Here is a 22,456-nt window from a genome sequence, read left to right on the forward strand (position 1 = left end):
AGCTTAGAGATATATACTCAAATGATTTGAAGAATTGGATTCGAAAATGAATGGTGAGTATGCTAGGAGTTACGCATGCAAATCCATGATATTTTCAAAAAACAATTCGTAGGAGCAGAAGAGTATACCTAGAAATTTACGAGTAAAAAATTAATGAGTAAAAAAATTATAGTTGATGCTAACTTCCCTAATGAAACAAGGGTGGTTTTACTGAATCATAGTAACAATATCGAGGATATTGAATATGAAACAGCCATAAAACAACAAATCAAAGGTAATATATATCTTGCAAAAGTTATAAGAGTTGAACCAGCGTTGCAGGCTGCCTTTATAGATTATGGTCCGGACAAAAGCGGATTCTTGCCTTTCAATGAAATTCATCCATATTATTATAATGTACCAGTATCTGATCTTAAATCTTTGACTTCTATAAATAAATTACAAGAAATTTCTCTTTTAGATATTACCCAAGATGATTTTGTAGAATCTGAAACAAAGAGGGATTATAATCCGATAATAGATAGTGAAGAAATTGATTTAAATGCCATAGAAAGATTAGTGGACGAAAAAATTCAGGTAGAATTTAATTTGGATGTCTTAGATAATGATATTGAAACAATAAGTGTAGACAAAAGTGATAGAGAGGAAGACAATAAACAAAAGCAATACAAAATTCAAGAAGTAATAAAAAAAGGACAAGTTATGCTTGTTCAAGTTACAAAAGAGGAAAGAGCTAATAAAGGTGCATCATTTACAACCTTTATATCTCTTGCGGGAAAGTATTGCGTTCTGATGGCTAATACTCCATTGCAGAATGGTGTATCACGGAAGATATCCAATGCTGATGAGCGAAAAAGGCTTAAGAATATAGTCAGTAAAATAACTGCAAATAATAACAGTAGTGGGTCAAGTATCATAATTCGTACAGCTGGTGCTGGCTGTACTACTTTAGACATAAAAAGAGATTATGATTATTTAGCAAGATTATGGAATAAAATTAGGGAGAATACTCTTAAATCTGTAGCTCCCTGTTTTATACATGAAGAAGATGGTCTAATTCAAAAAGTCATAAGAGATATGTGTGATCCTACTGTTAAAGAGTTGATAATACAAGGTAGTGGGGCTTATCAAAATGCTGTGAAATTCATGAAGGATATACTACCTATTGATTTGGTTAAGCTCAAAGAATACAAAAATAAGGTGCCAATTTTTACAAAATTTGCTGTTGAGGAACAACTAGCAAAACTATACCAACCAGTTTTTGCTTTACCTTCTGGTGGTTATATAGTGATAAATCCAACAGAAGCACTTATTTCAATTGATGTTAATTCAGGAAAAGCAACTTCTGAAAAAAATATTGAAGAAACGGCATTAAAGACTAACTTAGAAGCTGCTAGAGAAATTGCTAGGCAAATTAAATTAAGAGATTTATCAGGCTTAGTGGTTATTGATTTTATCGATATGTATGAGGCTAGAAATCGTAGGATTGTCGAGAGGTCTTTTAAGGAATTTCTAAGTAGAGATCGTGCAAGAATTCAAACTGCTCATATTAGTCAATTTGGTTTGCTTGAGATGTCTCGTCAAAGATTAAGCCCCTCATTTTTGGAATCAAATTCATCGATTTGTTCATATTGTAACGGTAAGGGTCTTGTTAGGGCAGATGAATCAAATGCTATGTTGATTCTACGTACAGTAGAAAATGAAATCTTTAATGAAAATATTGATTTAGTAAATATTTTTGCTAATATTCATTCAGTTATCTATTTACTGAATAATAAACGTTCAGAAATATCTCTAATTGAAGAAAAATATAATTTAAAGTTAAAATTCCACGTTGATCCTTCTGCCACTTCTGATAATTATTCAATTGAAAAAATAAAATTGCCGAAGAAATCTAGCCATACAGAAACTGGTAATAAGCCATTAATTCAGAATCAGTCATCTAATTATCAAGAAGAAAAGAGTATTAAAGAGACTCCTGTTCCTAACAAGAAGAAGCAAAAATGGAAAATGCCTAATAAATTAGAAACTAGTAGTGAATCAAATAAGGATATAGAAAAAATTGATAAAGAGGTAATTGATTCTATTAAAGAAACTAATAAGCCAGTAGTGGTAAATGAATCGGATAACGGAGATAATGACCTTGACACCAATAAGTCAAGCCGTAAATATATTGAGAAAAAATCAAATTATTCTCGCCCCTCTAGAGTACGTAACTATAATAAACGTAAGGTAAATAACAATGATAGTGGACAATCTCAGGAGGTAGCTAATAGTTAAAAATGGTAAATATAATATGGTACGTTTAAATTTATTATTAGCTCTTGCTTACTTATTTTTATTTACCTCTTGTAGTTTAAAACCTGTATATAGTAATAAATATAGCACGCAGGAATTAAGCCAATTAAGTAGCATTGAAATTGAACCAATAGCATCTATTGAAGGTGCAGAATTTTGTTACTATTTATCGAGTATTTTACCAATGTCTACAACAGCCACAACAAAGTATTTATTAAAGGTAAAATTTACCAACAAACGTTTACCACTTATTCTTCAAAAGAATTCTGATGTGTTAAGAGAAGCAATCAGTCAAACTGTTCAATATAGGTTAGTTGATATTGTAACTAGTCAAGATATTACTTCAGGAACATTCCGGCATGTAACTTCTTATAGTACAGCTGCTTTACCATATCATAGCTATATAGATGAAGAAGTAGCATTGAAAGACCTTACAAAACAAGGAGCAGATGATATCCTAGCAAGATTAATTTTATATTTTAAGAGAGTGCCTACGAACTGAATAATTTTTAGGAGAAATGTAGCTGAGTACCGCAACGTACTTAATGTACGTGAGGAACGGAAGCAAATTTTGACGACAAAATTACTAAAAAGAATCAGTTTGTTTTAACAAAATAGAATTAAAGATGAAGCTTTACCTATCACAAATCATTCAGCTACTTGATAAGGTAGAAAATGGACAAATTAAGGCTCTGTTGCTTTATGGTCCAGATAAAGGGTACATTGATAAAGTTTGTAAGACTTTAGTGAAGAAATTTGACTTACTAAAAACCTCTATAGAATATTCTGAAATTAAAAATCGATCTCTCGAGACTTTAGTTAATACCCAAAATTTCTTTATGCAAAAACAATTGATTATAGTAAGGTCAGTTGGTGAGTCTATAGATAAATCTTTAAAACTAGCTCTCAGTAAAGAGTCATTGCATTTCTTAGTTTTTATTGCTGATGAATTATCAGCTGCTTCTAGTATACGTAAGTTTTTTGAAACTGAAACTTATTTAGCTTCTCTAGCTTGCTATCACGATGATGAACACAAAATTACTAAGATAATTTTACAAAAATGTAACAGTGTTGGTAAGGTTATAAGTGAAGATACTGTTAACTATTTAACAGATCGTTTAAAAGGTGACCATCAAACACTAATTAATGAAATCAATAAGTTAATATATTTTACATTTGATAAAGATCAAATCACCTTGGATGACGCACTAGCTGTAGTTAGTGATGATTTTACAGGGAATGGGGATAATTTATGCGTTTATTTTTCCTCAGGAAATCTTGATAATTTTTTACAAGAATTCACCAAACTAAAACAACAAAATATTAATGAAGTGCTAATTATCAGAGCATTAATCAGGTATTATCTAAATCTATACACTGTATTGAATAAATTAGCAATGGGTGTTAATATAGATATGGCTATAAAATCAGTATCTCCACCAATTTTCTATAAATATGTGCCAAATTTTAAGCAAGCTCTAAATAAGGTTAACTTAGAAGATTGCATTAAAACATTGAAACATTTAGAGCAAGCAGAAATTGATTACAAGCTAAATCCAGCTGGCTTTGATATATATCAACAAGTTTATGTTAAAACATACTGATTGGAGATAATTATGCATAAAGCAAATTTTTAAGGAGTCTTCTAGTTAAATTGCCAACAAAATAAGTAAAATTATATAATATATTCTCAAAATATAACGATAAATCTATATGAAAACTACCTTACCTAGCTGTTCTATGATAATTCAAGAAAAGCTTGATGAGATTGTAAAAGAAATTTTAGCAGTTGGAAAAGATAAGATAGCGATGATTATTTTATTTGGCTCTTATGCTAGGGGAGATTGGGTACAAGATGAGTATAAAAAAGGACACATTACTTATAGTTATCAAAGTGATCTTGATCTTATGTTGGTGATGAAGAAAGGCAAGCATGCTGGTCTTGCCGGTTTATCCATAGAAGATAAAATAGAAAAAAGGTTGGAAAAAAAATCATTAAGAAGTCCTTTTGAGTTATGGGTAACTTTGGTGCTAGAATCAATCAAGACGGTAAATAGTCAGTTAGAGAAGGGGCATTATTTCTTTTCCGATATAAAAAAAGAAGGAATTCTTTTATATGATAGCGGTGAATTTCAGCTGGCAGAAGCTAAAAACTTACCATGGGGAGAAAGAAGACAAATAGCTAAAGAGGATTATGAATACTGGTTTGCAAGAGGCAAAGGTTTTTTTATTGATTGTAAATATCCATTAGAAAGAAAAGATTATGCTTTATCAGCTTTTTACCTTCATCAAACTACCGAAAGTTTTTATAATGCTATCCTGTTAGTTTTTTCCGGTTATAAACCGAAACTGCACGATATACGAAAATTAGGTAGCATAGCTGGAAATTACAATGAAGAACTATGGCAAATATTTCCTCATTCCAGCATTGAACAAAGGCAATGTTTTAGATTACTTGAACAGGCTTATATTGAAGCTCGCTATAACAAAGATTATAGAATAACTAAAGAACAGCTACTTTACCTTATTGATAGAGTTAAAAAATTAAAAACAGTGACGGAAAAAATTTGCTTGGAAAGGATTAATGGAAAAGAAGTACTGTGATTTGGCTTAATCTTACTATAATAAAAACAAAGTAATTAAGAACAGGAGAGTCTTTAAAGACTAAAGATCATTGAATTATCAGGTTAAGTGAAGAAAATGATAATTTTTATCGATTAAATGTTAAATATCGCTTAGTGGGTGCATTAATTGTGATATAAGTAGTAACTAGACGTTATGAAGTAAACACTAAGACAGGGTAATTAAAAGCCTACTTGCGGCTTTGAATGAAAAATAATAGACTAGTGCTATTAAACAAAAAAACGTGGAAAAGTTATGTACCCAACAATAAGATTAAGAAGAAATAGAAAAACGCGGTGGCTAAGAGAATTAGTAGAGGAGAATAGTCTTGGCGTGGATGATTTAGTGCTAGCATTATTTGTGGTTGAGGGCGAGAACCAGCGTCAAGAGATCAAAACTATGCCTGGCGTATATAGATTATCTATTGATCAAGTAGTGTTGACGGCTAGGCAGGCTTATGAAAATGGCATAAATGCTATAATACTCTTCCCTTGTATAGATGCAAAATTAAAAAGCGATAATGCTGATGAAGCATATAATCTAGACAACTTAATGTGTAGAACTATACGAAGTATAAAAAATGCCAACATCGATATTGGTATAATATGTGATGTTGCCCTAGATCCTTACACTACCCATGCACATGATGGTATTCTACATAATGGGGATGTAGATAATGATAGAACGGTTAAAGCTTTGTGCAACCAAGCTTTAGTTTTAGCAAAAGCTGGGGTAGATATTGTAGCCCCATCTGATATGATGGATGGTAGGATTATGGGCATACGTCAAATACTAGATTCAGAAGGGTTTATTAACGTTAATATACTATCTTATGCGGTAAAATATGCTTCAAGTTTTTATGGTCCATTCAGAGATGCATTGAACAATAATAAGACAGCTTATCTAAATAAAGCGACCTACCAAATGGACGTACGTAATAGCAGAGAAGCTATGTTAGAGATAGAACATGATCTTGCCGAAGGTGCAGATATGATTATGATTAAACCTGGTATGATGTTTTTGGACGTCATAGCACAAGCGGCCAATAACTTTAATACTACTATATTTGCTTATCAGGTAAGTGGTGAATATTCCATGTTAAGATTTGCGGCAGATGCCAATGCCTTAAATTGGCAAGCAAGCATAATAGAATCATTGGTATGTTTTAAGCGTGCTGGAGCAAAGGGCATTGTTAGCTATGCTGCATTAGAAGTAGCACAAATATTGAATAAGCAGTCTGTTATAAAAAAATAGTATCGCAAAGGTGAAGAATACAATGCAAAAAAAATGTAATATTAATTCGAATTGTCAGGCTAATATTGTTATAAAAATTATCTTAGTAGTAGGTTTATTGATAACTATTATGTCATTGTATTTTTGGTTATCTTTTGATATACCGCAAAAACCCCTTGCTGGGAAGGGAGGAGAGGATAATATTGACGTGCAAATTGGTGGAAACTTTGAGCTAACTGATCAAGACGGCAAGACTTTTAATAGTGATAATTTGAAAGGAAAATTAAGTTTAATTTATTTTGGTTTTACTTATTGCCCTGATATTTGTCCTACTTCTTTGCAAAAATTAACAGAGGTCATTAATACTCTTGATAAATATAAAATTGATGTTGAATTTGTTTTTATTACTGTAGATCCTCAGCGTGATACTCCAGCAGTGCTTAAAGAATATTTAAAGCATTTTAATTCTAAATTTATTGGTTTAACAGGTAATGAACAACAAATTAAAGAGGTTGCTGATAAGTTTAAAGTGTATTATGCTAAAGCAAATGATGGTGAAAATTATATGATTGATCATTCTTCTTTTAGTTATTTAATGGATCAACAAGGGAAATATATAAAGCATTTTTACTTAAATAGTTCTGCTCAAGAGATTATAGATTTTATTAGAGTGAAGCAGCAAAATCAAAAAAGATATTAAGATGTTTAATTATCTACTAGTCTCATACCTGTTTGCTTTTGCTGCTCTTGCATTATTGTTAATAACAAGTTGGCTAGATTATAATAAAATTAAAGTTAGATCAAGTAATGCAAAAAAAGGTAAAAAATAGATTAAAGTTTATATTATTTTACCTTTTATGCAGTGCTGGGGGAATATATATGATATTATACAATCTTGAAGATAGTATAGTATTTTTTTATCCTCCGTCAAAAATTAACGAGTTAAAACTTGGCAAAGAATTGAGAGTAGGGGGCTTAGTTAAAGTAGGCTCAATCAGAAAAATTACTGCTGATAAAGTGCATTTTGTCATTACAGATGACATTAAAGACCTAGAAATATCTTACCAAGGAGTTTTACCCGCCTTATTTCGTGAGAATCAAGGGATAGTAGCTGTAGGTAAGTTATCAGGTAATATATTCATAGCTCGTGAGTTATTAACTAAGCATGATGAAAATTATTCTCCAGCCTCACCTAACGTAGTTAAAAGACAAACTGGCTAAAAATATGCTATGAGACAATAATGATTATTCGAATCATCTTACTTGTTATGTAATGATGTAAAAATATGCTTTGCAAGAGTTTTGCTTATACCTTTTACCTTAGATAATTCCTCAATAGTAGCATCACATATTGCTTTATATGAGCCAAAATAATGTAACAAGGCTTTTTTTCGGATAAGACCAACTGAATTTATGTCATCTAGACTAGAAACTTTAATGGCTTTAGAACGGCGTAGCCTATGATTTTTTATAGCAAAATTATGAGCTTCATCACGCAGAATCTGTAAATATTTCATAATTGGCAGGTTTTTATCGATTGTAAAAGACTCTTTACCTGGCATATGAAATTGTTCGCATCCGGCATTTCTGTCAGGTCCTTTTGACATACAAACAAATGGAATTGCAAGGCCGAATTCTGCCATTATTTTTTGTACTACTGATAGATGTCCTCTTCCTCCATCAATAATCATCAAACTAACTATACTCTTTAGAGGTTCTTTTTTTAATCTTGTAAATCTTCTTGTTAGGACTGTTCTTAGCATTTCATAATCATCACCTCTATTGGCATCACCTCCTTTGGCATCACCACTGGAAGCGGGTATATTAAAAATCCTATATTCTTTTTTATCGAAACCGAATTGAGTTGCAACGATCATACTACCTACGGCAAATGTTCCCATAATGTGACTATTATCATAAACTTCTATTCTATCTGGTAGTAGTGCTAGGTTGAATAATTGTTGTATTTGTTGAAAGATCATTTGATTTTTAGCAAATTGTTTTAAATGCTGATCAAGTGCTAGCTGACCATTCAATTCAGCATTTTCTAATAATTTTACTTTATTACCACGGATAGGGTGTATTATAGACAATTTATTATTAGCACTAAGTTGTTTAATAGCTTTAGTTACTAATTCTAGATCAATGATTGGATGATTTATAATTATCTCATCTGGAATCTGAGCAGTTTGATAAAATTGATTGATAAATTGTGTTAGAATTTCAGCTTTGTTGCTCTCTTCAGTGTGAATTGGGAAATAAGGTATATTCCCGTAAGATTGACCGAATCTATATACAAATAGTTGGATACAGTAATAATTATTTTTTTCAACAATAGCTATAATATCAGCATTTTTTATAGAACTACTGGATAAGGTTGATTTTAGTTGGACATAACTCAGTGCTTTTATTCGGTCTCGTATTTCGGCAGCAGCTTCAAAACGTAATTGTAGACTTAATTGTTCCATTTTGTCAGATAGAGTTTTTTGTAGTTCCTTAGTTTTACCAATTAAGAACTCTCTTACTTGGCTAACCAGCTCACCATAATCTTCTTTAGTAATTTTGCCAACGCACGGGGCAGAGCATCTACCAATTTGGTATTGTAAACAAGGACGCTTGCGGTTCTTAAAATAATTATCACTACAAGAACGTAGTTTAAAAATTTTTTGTAATTCTTTTAGGGTAGTATCTACTTGCTCTGAAGAAACAAACGGACCAAAGAATTCACCACTAGATAAATTTTTTCCTCTATATTTAATTAATTGTGGGTAATCAGTATCCAAACGTAATTTGACATAGGGAAAAGATTTGTCATCTTTAAGTAATATGTTAAATTTTGGCTGAAACTTTTTTATTAATTGTGCTTCAAGTAATAAAGCTGCAATTTCGGAGTTAGTAACATTATACTCTAAATAATGTGTTAGAGATACCATGCGTATTGTTTTATTGTCAAGATCAGTTTTAATATAGTTAGTAAGACGTTTTTTTAGATTCTTAGCTTTCCCCACATAGATAACTTGCTGATCAGCACCCAGCATTTTATAAACCCCAGGAAGATTAGGAGCATTCTCAAGATGAGATTTTATTAATTCACTACCTATAAGTTTAGATTTTTGTAACATAATTTACCAAACAACCTGAGTTTGACATAATATTAACTGTACGTACGACTGTATACTGCTCGTAAATGAAGAGTTGGTAGACGATAGTATAACTTCAAGAAGAGCTAGGCAGTAGCAAAGTCGAGCAGCGTAGCGTACATGAGTAACGGAGCAGCTTCGATCTTTTGGTCGCGGGAACGCCAATTCTTGAAGTTCTACCTGAGTATACTCCTTATTTATCAAGGCTTATAGCTCAACTTTCAAATTACCTAGCTTTTTGGTAATTAATCCTATGCAGAAGACTAACAAACTGCACATAGTACCAACAAAGACAGCCTTTAGACAAGAATTATGAGTGAGAAAATATGTCCAAATGAGAAAAGATGTGACCCCGCTTAATCCACATAAAACCATCATTTTTTGTGTTATAGTAATGTTGAAAAGAGCAAATACTAGAGGGACTAATATTAGTGGTCCCCAAAATCCAGTAATAAACATTACTAAATCAATTACATTATTAAATTTTAAGGCAACAATTATTGCAAAGCTGCCGATTACGACATTAGTAATTCTAGCAATTAACAATAATTTCTTTTGATTTTGTATTTTAAAAATAGGATTTAATAAGTCCTTCACTAAAGCTATTGAGGTAACATTTAAATCAGAATCAGCAGTAGACATAACTGCTGCAAGTAAGCCAACTATCACAAAGCCTTGTAACCCTGAGGGTACTATTTGATCAATTAGGTGTGGTAATGCAAGATTAGAGGAGTAATTGGGATAAAGATTATAGGCAATCAAACCATTTAAGGTGATAAATATTAAGAATATAGCATATATAACTGATTTTATATATATAGCGGTACTAGTCTTTTTTGCATTATTATTAATTAGAGCCCTCTGAATAAAATTAGGATATAAATTCATTACACAAAAACCTAGCATGACAGTTATCGTATTAATAAATATCTCACTGGCAAAATTATTATTATAGATAAAATACACTTTTTCATTAGGTAGTTGTTGGATAAATTCACTAATGCCAACTTTATTGAGACCACATATGGCAATAACTGGAATAGCCATTATCATTGCAAAGAATTGTAATAAATTAGTAAACATAATCGATTGTAATCCACCAATAGTTGTGTAGATGATAACAATTCCATAGCTTAATATTACTCCTTCTAAATAATTAATCTTTAAAATATATTGAAAAATATAACCACTAACGCTAATTTGGGCAGCAACAAAGCCTATAGATACCATAACAGATGCAGTGCCAGCAATAAAACGACCTGATATACTATAATATTTTACCATTATATCACCGACACTTTCTGCTCCATAATGTTTAGTTATTTGGGGTACAAGATAAATAGCTATGAGTATATCGATTGGTAGAGTAAGTATTAGTCCGTAGCTATACGATAAATCACCGGAAAAGGCTTTTTCAGCAATACCAAAAGTAGCACCTCCACCAACAGATGAAGCAAAAATAGTTGCAACCAACAATAGTTTACTATTGCTAGTCTTACCTTGAACGGTAGCATAATCTGTAAAACTTATAAGTCTAGATCTGTAGTATGTACCAACAATAAGTATTGATAGCAAATATACTAATACAATAATATTATCAAGGGTCATTTAATTATTTTTATTGAAAGCGACAGAGTATAATATAAAAAAAACTTTTTCAATAACTGCAATTATCTTTATATATACTGCTCGTAAATGAAGAGTTGGTAGACTAAGGTCAACTTCAAGAAGAGCTAGGAGTGTCAAAGTCGAGCAGCGGAGCGTACATTAGTACGTGAGCAGCGGAGATCTTTAGACACGACGACGCCAATTCTTGAAGTTCACCGAGTATATATCTTTTCTATGTTTTATAGCAACTATAAAAATCGTTTTAATTTTCGGCTCAATTCTATAGACAATACGATAATCGCTAACTCGGAGGCGTCTATGACCTTTCAGGCTATAACGTAAAGGTTTTCCAAAACCAATAGGGTCGATCATCAAACGCTCTTCAATAACTTTTTTAATAAGTGCCTTAGCTTTTGTAGAGAGAGAAGGAATGTGTTTGTTTATTACTTCTTCTAAATAACGTACTTGATATTTTACTTCCATGTATCATCATGGCTATAAGTTTTGACAGCGTCCTTATCAAGTTTCTCTGCTACTTTAGATAGATAGAAGTCCTCACGCATTTCTAAAGCTTCAAGAGCTAATTCACGCACTAAACTCGCAACAGACTTATGCTCCTGATGAGCTAAATGTGAGAGTAAACCAGCAGTTGTTTCTTCAAAAGTTACATTGATTCTTGGGTTTTTTGTTGCCATGATGTATAGCTTTATTAATGTTTAGCATAAGTGCAATGTAACACCTTTACATCACTTTGTCAAAGGATATCAGAAACAAGCAATGCTACAAGATCGTTTGTTACCTTCGAGTATTTGTAAATGAATTTTGGTTATAGGTCTAGGTAATATTTTTTCAATTAGTTCTGGCCATTCAATTAGACAAAGATTACCCTGAAGGGCTTCTTCTATACCTAGTTCATAAATTTCTTCTAAGTAGTTTAAACGATAAAGATCAAAATGATAAATCGTGAATTTTGATGTCGTATAAATTTGTAGCAAATTAAAAGTAGGGCTAATAATATGAGTAGCAGAGCCACAAAAATACTTTATGATCTCTCGACATATAAATGTTTTCCCGCAGCCTAAATCACCGGAGAAAGTTATAATTTCACTAGATTCTAAATTTTTAGCAATAGTTTGTGCAAACGATATAGAATCTTGTTCATTGTTTAAAATAATAGACTCTTGTTGAAACTTCATTGGATATTCAAATTTGGGAGTGAATCAATAGAAGTTAGGAAACTGGCTGTTTTTCCTCTTCCAAGCGATCAACCTTAGTTAAGAACCAATCTGTATTTTTAGAGATAAGGCTTCTAGAAAACGTCCATTCTTCTTGCATATATTTTATACTACTAGTTATTTTTTCACCTGTGAATAATACTTTTATGAAAATATTATTAGCAAATGTATAAGCTTCAGAAATTTTAGCATCTAGTACGCTGCCATTGACAAATTCTCCATAAGTTTCAGAAAAAATATGGAATTCTTGTATATATCTTTTATCTACCAATGTAAGTAAATCTTCAATATCATCATCATTAGAGGCTTCAATAATCAGTTCCAAGGCTGCTTTTGCACTATGTAGAAATTTTCTTGCTTTAAATGATGGAAGTTTAGCCAATACAGCTTCAAGACCAGCTATTATAGCAGTGGAATTCTCTTCAACTATTAACCCATCAAGCTCCATAGGGTTAATAGTAGGGGTTTTTACCACGCTATGAGGCAAATTATTCTTAAAAATATTACTAGCAGTAGTTTTTGCTGTATAAGTAACGTCTTTGATTCCTGTTTCACCGAAAAAGGAAGATTTTCGTTTAGCTGGATCGTCCTCTGATGTAGAGCCAAGAGTAGAAATTAGCCTATTTATAATAATAAAAGCAACTCCAGCAAAAATTAACAACTCTATTATTTGAGCAGACATTAATATAACTCTATTAGGTTGAATTCTTTATATACTCGGTGAACTTCAAGAATTGGCGTCGTCGTGTCTAAAGATCTCCGCTGCTCACGTACTAATGTACGCTCCGCTGCTCGACTTTGACACTCCTAGCTCTTCTTGAAGTTGACCTTCGTCTACCAACTCTTCATTTACGAGCAGTATATTATCCCTGAATTCGATGTAACAAGTTAACACTAGACTCAGTGTCATCTCTGTTAGGGGTGTGATGTTACCCTAGGCTATTAAACCAATGTCTTACATCGAACTTAAGATTATACATATTCTATTGTAAAATTTAAAGATTTGGAAGTTATTTATGCACCAAAATACTTAGTGCAAGTACAAAATATGTTATAAGTGACAATTATTATTTATTTTAGGTGAATATGATAACAAAATATTTAAAAAAAATCTTTAAAGCTAAGTCCTTTAAATCACATACATTTATTGATTTTACTGCTTTAGGGAATTCGGAATTTAGGGATGTAAAAGTTGGTATAGAGGCATATCGTAAAAATGTTATAGTTTATCGATGTGTGAATTTAATAGCACAGTCAGCAAGTCATGTACCTTGGATAGTTAGTAAAAATAATCGAGGAGCTTTGGAAAAAATACCAAATCATCCTGTTTATAATTTATTGAAAAAACCTAATCCAGAGAAAGCAGGGGCAGATTTCTTTGGTGAAGTGATAGCAAGTAAGTTGTTATATGGTAATGCTTATATTTTAGCAACATTAATAAATAATCGCCCCCGGGAAATGTACTTACTGCCTAGCAATGCAACTGAGTTAGTGTTAGAGAGGAATTCTCCAGTAGCTTATAGATATATGAGTAGCAGTGGAGAACGAATTTATCCTATTTCGCCAATTGATCGAATGAGTAAGGTGTTACATTTGAAAAATTATCATCCTACTAATTCGTATTATGGATTATCTTGCCTTGATGCAGCTTCTTTGTCAATTGATTTGCATTCGCAAGCTACTAGTTGGAATAGTTCTTTACTAAGGAATGGAGCACGTCCAAGCGGGGCGTTGATAGTTAAAGAGAGTAATGGTTATCTTAGTGATGAACAGTTTGACAGGTTACATGAACAGCTTACCGAAAAATTTACCAGTAGTAATAATTCTGGCAAACCTCTTCTTTTGGGAGGAGGACTTGATTGGCAGGAAATGAGCATTAATCCAAAAGATATGGATTTTATTGAGGCAAAAAATTCTGCTGCTAGAGAAATAGCTTTAGCTTTCGGCATTCCACCTCAATTGCTAGGTATTAATGGCGATAATACCTATAGTAATATGCAAGAAGCTAGGTTAGCTCTGTGGGAAGAGACGTTAATTCCGTTGCTTGATAAATTATCAGATGCTTTAGGTAATTGGTTATCACATTGGTATCAGGAGGAGATTATTATTGATTTTGATCGTGATAGTATTTCAGCATTGACCGAAAAACGTGAGAATTTATGGGCTAAAATATCCAATGCTAGTTTTATGACTTTGAACGAGAAAAGGTCTCTTGTTGGGCTTAAGCCTATAGATGGTGGAGATAGATTATGAATTACCATATTACATAGTTTTGTTGCTAAGATAGTTTCTCTACTTGAAAATGAACTAGACGAGCTAGAATCAAGAAAATCCAAGGGGGAGATAATAATTAAAAAGAATATTACTGAAACACTGAATAAATTAGTTAATTTAATTATCCAGCTAAATAAGCTTAGTAAAGATGAGTATTTAAATGAAAACACCATAATGAAAGAAGAGGATAAAGAGATTATAGCTGAATTTTTGAGTAAATATCAATGACTTATCCAAAGAAATTATTACATGCAATATTGAGACAAGATTTTAATAGTTTTATCAATAAAGTATTTAATACCATTAATCCTGGCACAGAATATCAAGCCAATTGGCATATTGAGCTAATTGCTGAATATTTGCAGGCTGTACAGAATGGGGATATTAAGAGGCTAATCATCAATATGCCGCCTAGGTCTCTAAAATCGGTGTGTATTGGGGTAGCATGGCCAGCTTGGATATTAGGACATGATCCGTCAAAAAGGATTATGTCTGCCAGCTATTCCCAAGTATTAAGTGTAAAACATTCTTTGGATTGTCGTTTGATACTTACTTCTGACTGGTACAGCCAAATTTTTCCGAAGACTATTTTAAGTAAAAAACATAATCAGAAAAGTAAATTTCTGACAAATAATAATGGTTTTAGGTTTGCTACGTCAGTTGGCGGTTCGGCAACAGGCGAGGGGGGTGATATACTGATCATTGATGACCCACATAACCCTACTCAAATCAACTCACCCAAAATGCGAAAGAGGGTAATTGAATGGTTTGAACAAACTTTTGTCACCAGACTTAACAACAAAAATACCGGAGCAATAGTATTAGTTATGCAGAGATTACATGAAGAAGATTTAAGCGGACATTTATTGGCAAATTCCAATTGTTGGCATCATTTAAAAATTCCAGCTATGGCGAAACGAGATCAAATATTCTCAATTAATAACTATAAATATCAATATGTTACAGGAGATATTTTGCATGGATTTCGCGATAATCCTGATTATCTTATTAAATTAGAACAAGAAATTGGGGTACATAATTATGCTGCTCAATATTTGCAAGAACCAATATCCAATAATTGTATATTGTTAAATATCGAGGATCTTAGCTTTTATGAGAGCTTGCCAGAGAAATTTGATTATTTTGTGCAAAGCTGGGATACCGCCATTAAAATCTCAGAAAATGCTGATTATAGTGTTTGTACATCATGGGGCATTTTAGATAAGAAATATTATCTTGTATCGATGTTTAGGCAAAAGGTTACTTACCCAGAGTTAAAGAGTCAAGTAGAGAAATTAGCCAAGAAATATTGTCCTAGATATATATTAATTGAAGATAAAGCCAGTGGTCAGCAGGTTATACAAGATTTAAGATTAGATGGGGTTGTTAATATAGTTGCCATAAAGCCCAAGCTTGATAAAGTTACTAGATTTTCTTCAGTTTTAGCTTTATTCCAATCTGCAGCCGTAGTTTTACCAAAACAATCGGCTTTTAATACCATATTACTTAGCGAGTTGTTAAGTTTTCCACATTGCAAAAATGATGATATAGTTGATTCGGTTAGTCAATTTTTGAATTTTATAAAAGAACGATCGAACAAATCATTAGCAAGGATAAGGGGGTTTTAGTTGGTTATATTTACAATGGATTCTTAAAGCTCGTAAATGAAGAGTTGATAGACGATAGAATCAAAATCATGATAGTAGCAGGAGTCAAAGGGTTGAGGAGCTAGGCGTACATTTAGTACGTGGCTACCTACGAACCCTGAAGACGACAACGCAATTCTTGATTTTGATCAAGTATATCAAATAGTAATTTTGCACTCATGATAACATTCTTACAACGATTTCTTTTATTACTGGTGGCATCACAGTATTTCCTATTAAATCAAATGCTTTATAATAATCTAATTTGTCTAAACTGTAAGTTTCAGGATATCCTGAAAGTCTTAAGCCTTCACGAACAGTAAACCCTCTAATTCCATTTCCTACCGGAATTGCTAACTTACCAATTTCAGTTGCAACAATAGTTGGGACGTAACCTTTTGGATCAATAATCTTTGAGATTGGAAATGAAAGTTTGCCAGCTACTATATTATAGCCTTTTTCTTTAGTGGTATCGTATTCACGAACTCTGATTCCTCCATTTTTAATAAAAATATTTTTAGGATGTTCTAATTTCAAATAACCTTTTTTTGTTAGGTCATCAAGTAATCCTTGTAGTTTTGGATGTTGATAAAAAGTTTCAATTTCTGAGACCGTTAAAGGCATTCCATCCATCCACACAATGCCTTTTAATGTCGCCCATTTCTTCATTCTACGCTTCTTTAAAAGAATGTTCATTAGAGCTTTTTGTTCTTTACTTATTTGCCCCTTAAGATTTATATCCCAGCTGTGAATATTATCATTTCCGCCTCTTTTATCCTTAATTGATTTACCAGTAAGCTGCTCTATTGTATAATTCTCTAAGAGCAGCTTGCTAAATTTAGTATCATATAAAGGTATATTTTCTTCTAATATGTCTTGTATACAACGTGATTTTTTATCAAAGTTTGTAAGTTGTATTTTTTTCTTTAAATGTCCAACAATATATACTCTTTTCCTGTTTTGAGGCACACCAAAATCAGCGGCATTTAAAATACTCCAACTAATATTGTAACCTAGATTTTTAAGTGTCTTTATAATTTCGTCAAATGTTTTGCCATTGTCATGATTAACTAGACCATCAACATTTTCTAATAAAAAACCAATTGGTTTTTTTGCCTTTAAGATTCTAATTATATCAAAGAATAAACTACCTCTATCATCTAAAAATCCTTTTCTTTTACCAGCACTGCTAAATGGTTGACAAGGAAAACCAGCTAGTAGGTAATCAAAATTTGGTATCTTATGTTCTGCAATTTTTTGAATATCACCTGCTATTTCTTGATCATGAAAATTTGTTTTATATGCTTGTATTGCATGTGCTTTAATTTCACTACTGAATACACATAAAGTAGAGAATCCTTGTTGGCTGCATGCTTCTTCAAAAGCAATTCTAGTACCACCAATGCCAGCAAACAGATCGATAAACCTAAGATTATTCTTACTCATACCTTCACTTATCTTTCCATCCCAAGTTTTATAGCGTAAATATTAAGTTGCACTAATTATTACTATTTTATCGTAAAAATCAAGACGGTTTTGTTTATAACCAAAAATAATGAGTTAATATATACTCCGTACCGCCAACATGGTAGTTTGTCCCATTTTATTTTTTTATAAATTTTTTTTATAAAACACTTAGTGCTAGAGATTTATAATATATATTACCTATAGTTATTGCAATTATGAGGTAATATGGATACTCAAAACTTACAACAGAATCAAGCGAAGCAAAATTTAATCATAAAATCTAGTACAGACAATAGAGTAGTTATTTCAGGTTATGCTAGTGTTTATAATATTTCTGACCAGCATAATGACCTAATTGTTAAAGGAGCTTTTGCCTCAGCCGATCATTCGTCCATCAAATTTCTTTGGCAGCATGATTGGCAACAGCCAATAGGGGTAATTAAGTCTTTAACAGAGGATGATTATGGTCTAAAAGTTGAAGCTATAATTAATAATAAAATCGAGAAAGGTAAAGAGGCTATAGAACTTGTCCGTCAAGGGGCAGTTGATAGTCTTTCTGTTGGTTTTAATATAAAACTATCAAATTACAATAACTTAAACCAAAGAGTTATCACTGAAGCTGAATTAATTGAGGTTAGTATAGTGACTTTCCCAGCCAATTACCATGCCAAGATTTCGCATATCACCAAACATATATATTCAAATGATACAATTTTAATGGAGAATAACATGGATACAGAATTAACAACAAAACAAAATAGTAATGAAGTAAAAATCAATGAGTTGCAGGAGAAAGTTTATAATCTAGAAAATTTTCTATCTCGTCCAGAAATAGGGGGGATGCAAGATATTGAATATAAAACAGCTTTTAATAATTATATTCGCAAAGGTAACCAAAGTGAATTAATCGAAAAATCCTTAAATAGTGGTGAGCAAGAAGGCGGGGTATTATTAGTACCAGCTTTATATAATAGTATCATCAGTGAGATTAACGCTAGATCACCTATGCGGCAATTAGCATCAATTGAAATGATTTCTAGTAATGCCCTTGATATAGTAATTGAAGATGGCAATTTTGCTAGTGGTTGGGTTGGCGATCTAGAGGCAAGAGATGAAACAACGGCTCCTAAGTTAAAGCAACAGAGAATTTTTGTACATGAGCTTTACGCTCAACCAAAAGCCAGTCAAACTTTGATAGATGATTCAGCTATTAGGATAGAGAGCTGGCTGATAGAGCGTTTAAGAGATAGTTTTGTAAAAGCCGAAAATGATGCGTTTATTAATGGAGATGGTAAGAAGAGACCACAGGGTATTTTATCTGGATATCATGATAAAATAGAACATTTTGATATGGGTGAGCAAGTTACCGCAGAAAAATTACTGGATTTTATCAATTTACTTGATGAAGAATATTTGGCAAATGCTAGTTTTTTAATGAACCGTACTACCTTGTCATTCATTCAAAAACTGCAAGATAATAATGGTCGTTTTATTTGGCAGCAGTCCCTCTCGGACTCTTTAAAGCAAACAATTTTTGGAGTGCCTGTGGTTTGTTGTTCTGAAATGCCCTCGATAAAGAAAGATAATATTGCAATTGCCATAGGTGATTTTAAATCAGCATATAAAATTATAGATCGTGGTGGTATTAATATCATGAGAGCCCCTTATACCGATAAGCCATTTGTAAAATTTTATGCAGTCAAAAGAGTAGGGGGCGATGTAGTAAATCAGAGTGCTATTAAATTGGCGATATTTAGTTAACCTAATCTCAATTTCGGATTAATTTCATTAATCCGAAATTAGAATGAGAATGTATATGCATAAAGAAAATATATTTAAAGTTATTGAATTAATTCCTCAGACTATTTGGACTTTAGTAGAAGTTAAAAACTATATTAGGATAGAAGGAAATTATGATGATGAGTTAATTAGTGGCTTAATAGATGCAGCAATTACGGCTGCTGAGAATTTTACTAAACTTACGATAATAACAAGGCGGGTAGAGTTTATTTGTAACATTAAAAATCAACAAAATTTTCAGCTAAAATATCAACCGATAAAAGAGATAGTGAAGATTGCTCTAACAAATAGTAGTGAATCGATTGAACTGCGATCTGATCAATATTATCTAGATCATGATCGATCGTTATTATGTTTGAATAAAAAGTTAGAAAACTATCAATTAATGGTTGAATATATTATTGGATATGATAAAATTAATATTCCAGCTTCAATAAGGCATGGAATATTAATGCATATAGCAGAAATGTATTATAGGGAAAGGCAAAATGCTACTTCTTTGTCAACGGAAGTTAAAAATTTATATTTAGCATATAGACAATTAAAAATATAGTTAAAAATGAAAAAATCAGTAGCACGTAGTTTGCAGCATCAGGTAAAAATTTTAGAAAACTTTTCTACAAGTGAAATAGAGCAAGAAAAATGGCAAGAGAAATTATCTGTTTATGCTGAAATAAAACCTATTTGTGATAATCGATTTACATCGATAGAACATGTGAATTTTGGTCATATTATGACGGAAGGGTTTTATCTGTTTAAAATAAGATTTATCAAAGAAATTACCACCAAGATGCGTATATCATTTAGAGATAGGCAATTTGAGATTAAACGGATTATTAACGTGGCAGAACAAAGTAAATTCTTGAATATCGTAGGGCTAGAGATATATGTCTGTTAATTTTATTCATGATTTTCACATGACAATATATAAATTATTATCTAATGACCAAGATATTAGACTTAGCGTTGATCGAATTTACATATCGGTAGTCCAAGATGCAAAATATCCGTGCTTACTAATAAATATTTTGAAAGTTGAAAATATATCAAGATTAGATCAAAATATTTACGAGGTGGAATTTGAGATAAGTGCTTTTGCTAGGGATAAAAACCAAGGCCTATTGACTTTACTTGCTGAAAAAATTACTAATAAATTAACAGCTAATGCATGTATTCTTCAAGATTATATTGTTGCTATTATGAAGGCATGTAATATAAATTTTCAGCGTAGTTCTGACCTTATAACTACTAAGCTTACGATAGATTATAAAGCTTTATTAAAGGGAAGCAAAATTGGCAACAAGTCTGTAGTAAAAGGGATGAAAGATATTGATTAACAGTACCATATATAGTACTATTAGACTTGCTGCATAAATCAAAGATAGTTGAGGGATTTTTAGGAGAAACGAAGCCGAGTACCGCAGCGTACACAGACATACGTGAGGAGCGGAGGCGAGTTTCGACGACAAAATCACCAACTATCTTTGATTTATGCAGTAAGTCTATTAATTAACATTTTAAAAGGAGCAATTATGACATATTTAATAGCTAGTGAAGCTAGAAAGAACTTATATAAATTGATAGATTTGGTAGCAGAGAATCATGAGCCAACAATAATAAAAGGTAAAAGAAATGCAGCAGTTTTAATTTCAGAGCAGGACTGGGAAGATATTCAAGAGACATTATTTGTAGCAACAAATAAAGAATTAAGCCAATCCATAATTAAAGGTCTTGCTACTGATTTTAAAGATTGTAAGACAAAACTGGTGGATTAGCTAGATGTATAGTTTGTATTTTACTAGCGATGCTTGTAAAGATTTTAAAAAGATTAAAAAATCACCTTTGCAGAAGCAAATATACAAGTTATTAGAAATTGTAGGTAATGATCCATTTCAAAATCTGCCGCCCTTTAAAAAGTTAAGAGGTATGTATTTGGGGGCTTATTCAAGAAGGATTAATTTGCAACATAGATTATTTTATGAAGTAGATATGGTAGATAAGAGGATAAAGATACTACGTATGTGGAGTCATTATGGAGATAACTAAGAACTATAGCTAACCCGTTAAGGTTTTAGATAGCCTTTACGTCATTGCAAGGAGTCACTTCAGTGGTGACGAAGCAATCTAGGAAGGTTGTGATTAGCAATGGATTACCACTACACTCACGTGGTCTTGCAATGATGCCTGAGATATCAATAACTTATTATGGTTAGCTATATAAGTCTAAAAAACGTCTATTGCCAAGAGGTGGGGGGCTATTAAAACTAAATAATTTAAAGGTAGAAAATGGTATATTTGATTGACAATATTGATATTAGTAATTTATTAAAGGCACGTAGCAAGTTTGAGGATTTTCGTCTTAATTTGGATACTGAACAAAATAAAGCCGGGGCTATTCAAGCATTTGAATATTGTTATGAGTTAGCTTGGAAAACAATGAAGCGATTGTTAGAGGTTCAAGGTAAAAATGTTTACACCCCACGTGAAGTATTTCGTGAATCAGCTGCTGCCGGGTTAATTTCAGATCCTGCTGCTTGGTTTGATTGTATCAAGATTAGAAATCTTACAGTACATACTTATGACGTCAAGAATGTAGAGCAAGTTATTGCAACTTTTGATGATTTTTCGGGCATGTTACATGATTTTTTTAGAAATTTGCAGAGGTTGAAATGATCAATCTTGAGCAGAAAGACTTTTTGTTATTAAAATCTATCCTAAAGAAATATCCGTATACATTTCAAGCATACGGTTCTCGTGTTAAAGGTAGTCACAGGAAATTTTTTGATCTTGACCTCTGTGTTATGGAACTAATAAGTGATGAAGAATTACTTAACTTGCAAGAGGAATTAGAAGAATCTAATTTGCCAATTAAAGTAGATGTTAAAAGATGGCTTGTTGATATGAATGAGGATTTTAGGTCGTTGATAGAAAAAGATTTGATACATTTATAACCTCAGTTTTGGATTAAAATTTTTAATTTTAATCCAAAACTGGCTAGAATATCAGAAAAATGCATTCTTGAAGCGGCTAGTACGAATGCATTTTAATCTATTAGCAAATAAAATATTTAACAATCAGGCGTCAAACCGCTTTAAGCCTGATTGTTTACATTCTCATTCCAATTTCGGATTAA

At 32.0% G+C, this 22,456-nt stretch carries 25 protein-coding genes; 18 read left to right on the forward strand and 7 right to left on the reverse strand.

The features are described from left to right. The first annotated feature begins 153 nt into the window (after nt 1-153). The 8 genes from AAGD26_RS00670 (at nt 154) to ccmE (ending at nt 7,374) form a co-directional block, all read left to right on the forward strand. A complete protein-coding gene (locus AAGD26_RS00670; RefSeq protein ID WP_341751802.1) occupies nt 154-2,280 on the forward strand; it encodes a ribonuclease E/G in 2,127 nt (708 codons plus the stop codon). Nucleotides 2,281-2,296: 16 nt separating this feature from the next. Further along, complete coding sequence (locus AAGD26_RS00675) at nt 2,297-2,800, forward strand: hypothetical protein (protein WP_341751803.1); 504 nt, start codon at nt 2,297-2,299, stop codon at nt 2,798-2,800. Between the two features lie 124 nt (nt 2,801-2,924). After that, nucleotides 2,925-3,902 carry a DNA polymerase III subunit delta gene (gene holA / locus AAGD26_RS00680; RefSeq protein WP_341751804.1) on the forward strand — a complete coding sequence of 326 codons (978 nt, stop codon included), beginning with the start codon at nt 2,925-2,927 and terminating at the stop codon, nt 3,900-3,902. Between the two features lie 109 nt (nt 3,903-4,011). Next, complete coding sequence (locus tag AAGD26_RS00685) at nt 4,012-4,902, forward strand: HEPN domain-containing protein (protein WP_341751805.1); 891 nt, start codon at nt 4,012-4,014, stop codon at nt 4,900-4,902. A gap of 273 nt (nt 4,903-5,175) precedes the next feature. Then, nucleotides 5,176-6,174: a porphobilinogen synthase gene (hemB, locus tag AAGD26_RS00690; protein WP_341751806.1), complete on the forward strand. Its 999-nt coding sequence runs from the start codon at nt 5,176-5,178 to the stop codon at nt 6,172-6,174. 22 nt (nt 6,175-6,196) lie between these two features. Then, the gene (locus tag AAGD26_RS00695) at nt 6,197-6,853 is read left to right on the forward strand and encodes an SCO family protein (protein ID WP_341751807.1); all 657 of its coding nucleotides are present in this window, start codon (nt 6,197-6,199) and stop codon (nt 6,851-6,853) included. A gap of 1 nt (nt 6,854) precedes the next feature. After that, nucleotides 6,855-6,983: a hypothetical protein gene (locus AAGD26_RS00700; protein WP_341751808.1), complete on the forward strand. Its 129-nt coding sequence runs from the start codon at nt 6,855-6,857 to the stop codon at nt 6,981-6,983. Next, the gene (ccmE, locus tag AAGD26_RS00705) at nt 6,961-7,374 is read left to right on the forward strand and encodes a cytochrome c maturation protein CcmE (protein ID WP_341751809.1); all 414 of its coding nucleotides are present in this window, start codon (nt 6,961-6,963) and stop codon (nt 7,372-7,374) included. The genes AAGD26_RS00700 and ccmE overlap by 23 nt, the downstream gene beginning before the upstream one ends. 38 nt (nt 7,375-7,412) lie before the next feature. Here ccmE and uvrC read toward each other — a convergent pair whose 3' ends face one another. From uvrC to AAGD26_RS00735, 6 genes are all read right to left on the reverse strand, one after another. Continuing rightward, nucleotides 7,413-9,275 carry an excinuclease ABC subunit UvrC gene (uvrC, locus tag AAGD26_RS00710; RefSeq protein ID WP_341751810.1) on the reverse strand — a complete coding sequence of 621 codons (1,863 nt, stop codon included), beginning with the start codon at nt 9,273-9,275 and terminating at the stop codon, nt 7,413-7,415. Between the two features lie 225 nt (nt 9,276-9,500). After that, nucleotides 9,501-10,901, reverse strand: a complete 1,401-nt coding sequence (locus AAGD26_RS00715) for a sodium:solute symporter family protein (protein ID WP_341751811.1) — start codon at nt 10,899-10,901, stop codon at nt 9,501-9,503. A gap of 183 nt (nt 10,902-11,084) precedes the next feature. Beyond that, on the reverse strand, nt 11,085-11,384 hold the full coding sequence (locus AAGD26_RS00720) for a type II toxin-antitoxin system RelE family toxin (protein ID WP_341751812.1): 300 nt from the start codon (nt 11,382-11,384) through the stop codon (nt 11,085-11,087). Then, nucleotides 11,375-11,596 carry a DUF6290 family protein gene (locus AAGD26_RS00725; protein ID WP_341751813.1) on the reverse strand — a complete coding sequence of 74 codons (222 nt, stop codon included), beginning with the start codon at nt 11,594-11,596 and terminating at the stop codon, nt 11,375-11,377. Before AAGD26_RS00725 ends, AAGD26_RS00720 begins: the two co-directional genes overlap by 10 nt. A 69-nt stretch (nt 11,597-11,665) precedes the next feature. Further along, entirely contained in the window at nt 11,666-12,097 is a 432-nt protein-coding gene (gene tsaE, locus AAGD26_RS00730) for a tRNA (adenosine(37)-N6)-threonylcarbamoyltransferase complex ATPase subunit type 1 TsaE (RefSeq protein WP_341751814.1), read from the reverse strand. A 34-nt stretch (nt 12,098-12,131) separates the two neighbouring features. Continuing rightward, nucleotides 12,132-12,818 (reverse strand): hypothetical protein, encoded by a 687-nt coding sequence (locus tag AAGD26_RS00735; RefSeq protein WP_341751815.1) that lies wholly within the window; start codon nt 12,816-12,818, stop codon nt 12,132-12,134. 404 nt (nt 12,819-13,222) lie between these two features. On the opposite strand from AAGD26_RS00735, the gene AAGD26_RS00740 reads away from it, so the two are divergent. Beyond that, complete coding sequence (locus AAGD26_RS00740) at nt 13,223-14,389, forward strand: phage portal protein (RefSeq protein WP_341751816.1); 1,167 nt, start codon at nt 13,223-13,225, stop codon at nt 14,387-14,389. A gap of 245 nt (nt 14,390-14,634) precedes the next feature. Further along, nucleotides 14,635-16,038, forward strand: a complete 1,404-nt coding sequence (gene terL, locus AAGD26_RS00745; protein ID WP_341751817.1) for a phage terminase large subunit — start codon at nt 14,635-14,637, stop codon at nt 16,036-16,038. A gap of 195 nt (nt 16,039-16,233) precedes the next feature. On the opposite strand, the gene dcm is transcribed toward terL, so the two are convergent. Further along, nucleotides 16,234-17,502 carry a DNA (cytosine-5-)-methyltransferase gene (gene dcm / locus AAGD26_RS00750; protein ID WP_341751818.1) on the reverse strand — a complete coding sequence of 423 codons (1,269 nt, stop codon included), beginning with the start codon at nt 17,500-17,502 and terminating at the stop codon, nt 16,234-16,236. A gap of 246 nt (nt 17,503-17,748) precedes the next feature. On the opposite strand from dcm, the gene AAGD26_RS00755 reads away from it, so the two are divergent. The 8 genes from AAGD26_RS00755 (at nt 17,749) to AAGD26_RS00790 (ending at nt 22,274) form a co-directional block, all read left to right on the forward strand. Continuing rightward, a complete protein-coding gene (locus AAGD26_RS00755) occupies nt 17,749-19,284 on the forward strand; it encodes a phage major capsid protein (RefSeq protein WP_341751819.1) in 1,536 nt (511 codons plus the stop codon). A gap of 55 nt (nt 19,285-19,339) precedes the next feature. Further along, on the forward strand, nt 19,340-19,876 hold the full coding sequence (locus AAGD26_RS00760) for a head-tail connector protein (RefSeq protein WP_341751820.1): 537 nt from the start codon (nt 19,340-19,342) through the stop codon (nt 19,874-19,876). Between the two features lie 6 nt (nt 19,877-19,882). Next, the gene (locus AAGD26_RS00765; RefSeq protein WP_341751821.1) at nt 19,883-20,221 is read left to right on the forward strand and encodes a phage head closure protein; all 339 of its coding nucleotides are present in this window, start codon (nt 19,883-19,885) and stop codon (nt 20,219-20,221) included. A gap of 19 nt (nt 20,222-20,240) precedes the next feature. Further along, nucleotides 20,241-20,660 carry a hypothetical protein gene (locus tag AAGD26_RS00770; protein WP_341751822.1) on the forward strand — a complete coding sequence of 140 codons (420 nt, stop codon included), beginning with the start codon at nt 20,241-20,243 and terminating at the stop codon, nt 20,658-20,660. 195 nt (nt 20,661-20,855) lie between these two features. After that, nucleotides 20,856-21,098: a type II toxin-antitoxin system Phd/YefM family antitoxin gene (locus AAGD26_RS00775; protein ID WP_341751823.1), complete on the forward strand. Its 243-nt coding sequence runs from the start codon at nt 20,856-20,858 to the stop codon at nt 21,096-21,098. A 4-nt stretch (nt 21,099-21,102) separates the two neighbouring features. Further along, entirely contained in the window at nt 21,103-21,369 is a 267-nt protein-coding gene (locus tag AAGD26_RS00780; protein ID WP_341751824.1) for a Txe/YoeB family addiction module toxin, read from the forward strand. A gap of 240 nt (nt 21,370-21,609) precedes the next feature. Further along, nucleotides 21,610-21,996, forward strand: coding sequence for an HI0074 family nucleotidyltransferase substrate-binding subunit (locus tag AAGD26_RS00785; RefSeq protein WP_341751825.1), 387 nt, complete (start codon nt 21,610-21,612; stop codon nt 21,994-21,996). Next, on the forward strand, nt 21,993-22,274 hold the full coding sequence (locus AAGD26_RS00790) for a nucleotidyltransferase domain-containing protein (protein WP_341751826.1): 282 nt from the start codon (nt 21,993-21,995) through the stop codon (nt 22,272-22,274). The genes AAGD26_RS00785 and AAGD26_RS00790 overlap by 4 nt, the downstream gene beginning before the upstream one ends. Nucleotides 22,275-22,456 lie beyond the last annotated feature (182 nt).

This window comes from Candidatus Tisiphia endosymbiont of Piscicola geometra, assembly GCF_964026415.1.
Taxonomy (GTDB): Bacteria; Pseudomonadota; Alphaproteobacteria; order Rickettsiales; family Rickettsiaceae; genus Tisiphia.

Bases quoted from the DNA above. Each gene is read 5' to 3' on its own strand.
- AAGD26_RS00785 (WP_341751825.1), top strand. From the start codon at position 21,610: ATGGTATATTTGATTGACAATATTGATATTAGTAATTTATTAAAGGCA.
- AAGD26_RS00790 (WP_341751826.1), top strand. From the start codon at position 21,993: ATGATCAATCTTGAGCAGAAAGACTTTTTGTTATTAAAATCTATCCTA.
- dcm (WP_341751818.1), bottom strand. From the start codon at position 17,502: ATGAGTAAGAATAATCTTAGGTTTATCGATCTGTTTGCTGGCATTGGT.
- AAGD26_RS00695 (WP_341751807.1), top strand. From the start codon at position 6,197: ATGCAAAAAAAATGTAATATTAATTCGAATTGTCAGGCTAATATTGTT.
- AAGD26_RS00720 (WP_341751812.1), bottom strand. From the start codon at position 11,384: ATGGAAGTAAAATATCAAGTACGTTATTTAGAAGAAGTAATAAACAAA.
- ccmE (WP_341751809.1), top strand. From the start codon at position 6,961: ATGCAAAAAAAGGTAAAAAATAGATTAAAGTTTATATTATTTTACCTT.
- AAGD26_RS00775 (WP_341751823.1), top strand. From the start codon at position 20,856: ATGACATATTTAATAGCTAGTGAAGCTAGAAAGAACTTATATAAATTG.
- hemB (WP_341751806.1), top strand. From the start codon at position 5,176: ATGTACCCAACAATAAGATTAAGAAGAAATAGAAAAACGCGGTGGCTA.
- uvrC (WP_341751810.1), bottom strand. From the start codon at position 9,275: ATGTTACAAAAATCTAAACTTATAGGTAGTGAATTAATAAAATCTCAT.
- AAGD26_RS00740 (WP_341751816.1), top strand. From the start codon at position 13,223: ATGATAACAAAATATTTAAAAAAAATCTTTAAAGCTAAGTCCTTTAAA.
- AAGD26_RS00735 (WP_341751815.1), bottom strand. From the start codon at position 12,818: ATGTCTGCTCAAATAATAGAGTTGTTAATTTTTGCTGGAGTTGCTTTT.
- AAGD26_RS00700 (WP_341751808.1), top strand. From the start codon at position 6,855: ATGTTTAATTATCTACTAGTCTCATACCTGTTTGCTTTTGCTGCTCTT.
- tsaE (WP_341751814.1), bottom strand. From the start codon at position 12,097: ATGAAGTTTCAACAAGAGTCTATTATTTTAAACAATGAACAAGATTCT.
- AAGD26_RS00715 (WP_341751811.1), bottom strand. From the start codon at position 10,901: ATGACCCTTGATAATATTATTGTATTAGTATATTTGCTATCAATACTT.
- terL (WP_341751817.1), top strand. From the start codon at position 14,635: ATGACTTATCCAAAGAAATTATTACATGCAATATTGAGACAAGATTTT.
- AAGD26_RS00685 (WP_341751805.1), top strand. From the start codon at position 4,012: ATGAAAACTACCTTACCTAGCTGTTCTATGATAATTCAAGAAAAGCTT.
- AAGD26_RS00765 (WP_341751821.1), top strand. From the start codon at position 19,883: ATGAAAAAATCAGTAGCACGTAGTTTGCAGCATCAGGTAAAAATTTTA.
- AAGD26_RS00780 (WP_341751824.1), top strand. From the start codon at position 21,103: ATGTATAGTTTGTATTTTACTAGCGATGCTTGTAAAGATTTTAAAAAG.
- holA (WP_341751804.1), top strand. From the start codon at position 2,925: ATGAAGCTTTACCTATCACAAATCATTCAGCTACTTGATAAGGTAGAA.
- AAGD26_RS00675 (WP_341751803.1), top strand. From the start codon at position 2,297: ATGGTACGTTTAAATTTATTATTAGCTCTTGCTTACTTATTTTTATTT.
- AAGD26_RS00760 (WP_341751820.1), top strand. From the start codon at position 19,340: ATGCATAAAGAAAATATATTTAAAGTTATTGAATTAATTCCTCAGACT.
- AAGD26_RS00725 (WP_341751813.1), bottom strand. From the start codon at position 11,596: ATGGCAACAAAAAACCCAAGAATCAATGTAACTTTTGAAGAAACAACT.
- AAGD26_RS00670 (WP_341751802.1), top strand. From the start codon at position 154: ATGAGTAAAAAAATTATAGTTGATGCTAACTTCCCTAATGAAACAAGG.
- AAGD26_RS00770 (WP_341751822.1), top strand. From the start codon at position 20,241: ATGACAATATATAAATTATTATCTAATGACCAAGATATTAGACTTAGC.
- AAGD26_RS00755 (WP_341751819.1), top strand. From the start codon at position 17,749: ATGGATACTCAAAACTTACAACAGAATCAAGCGAAGCAAAATTTAATC.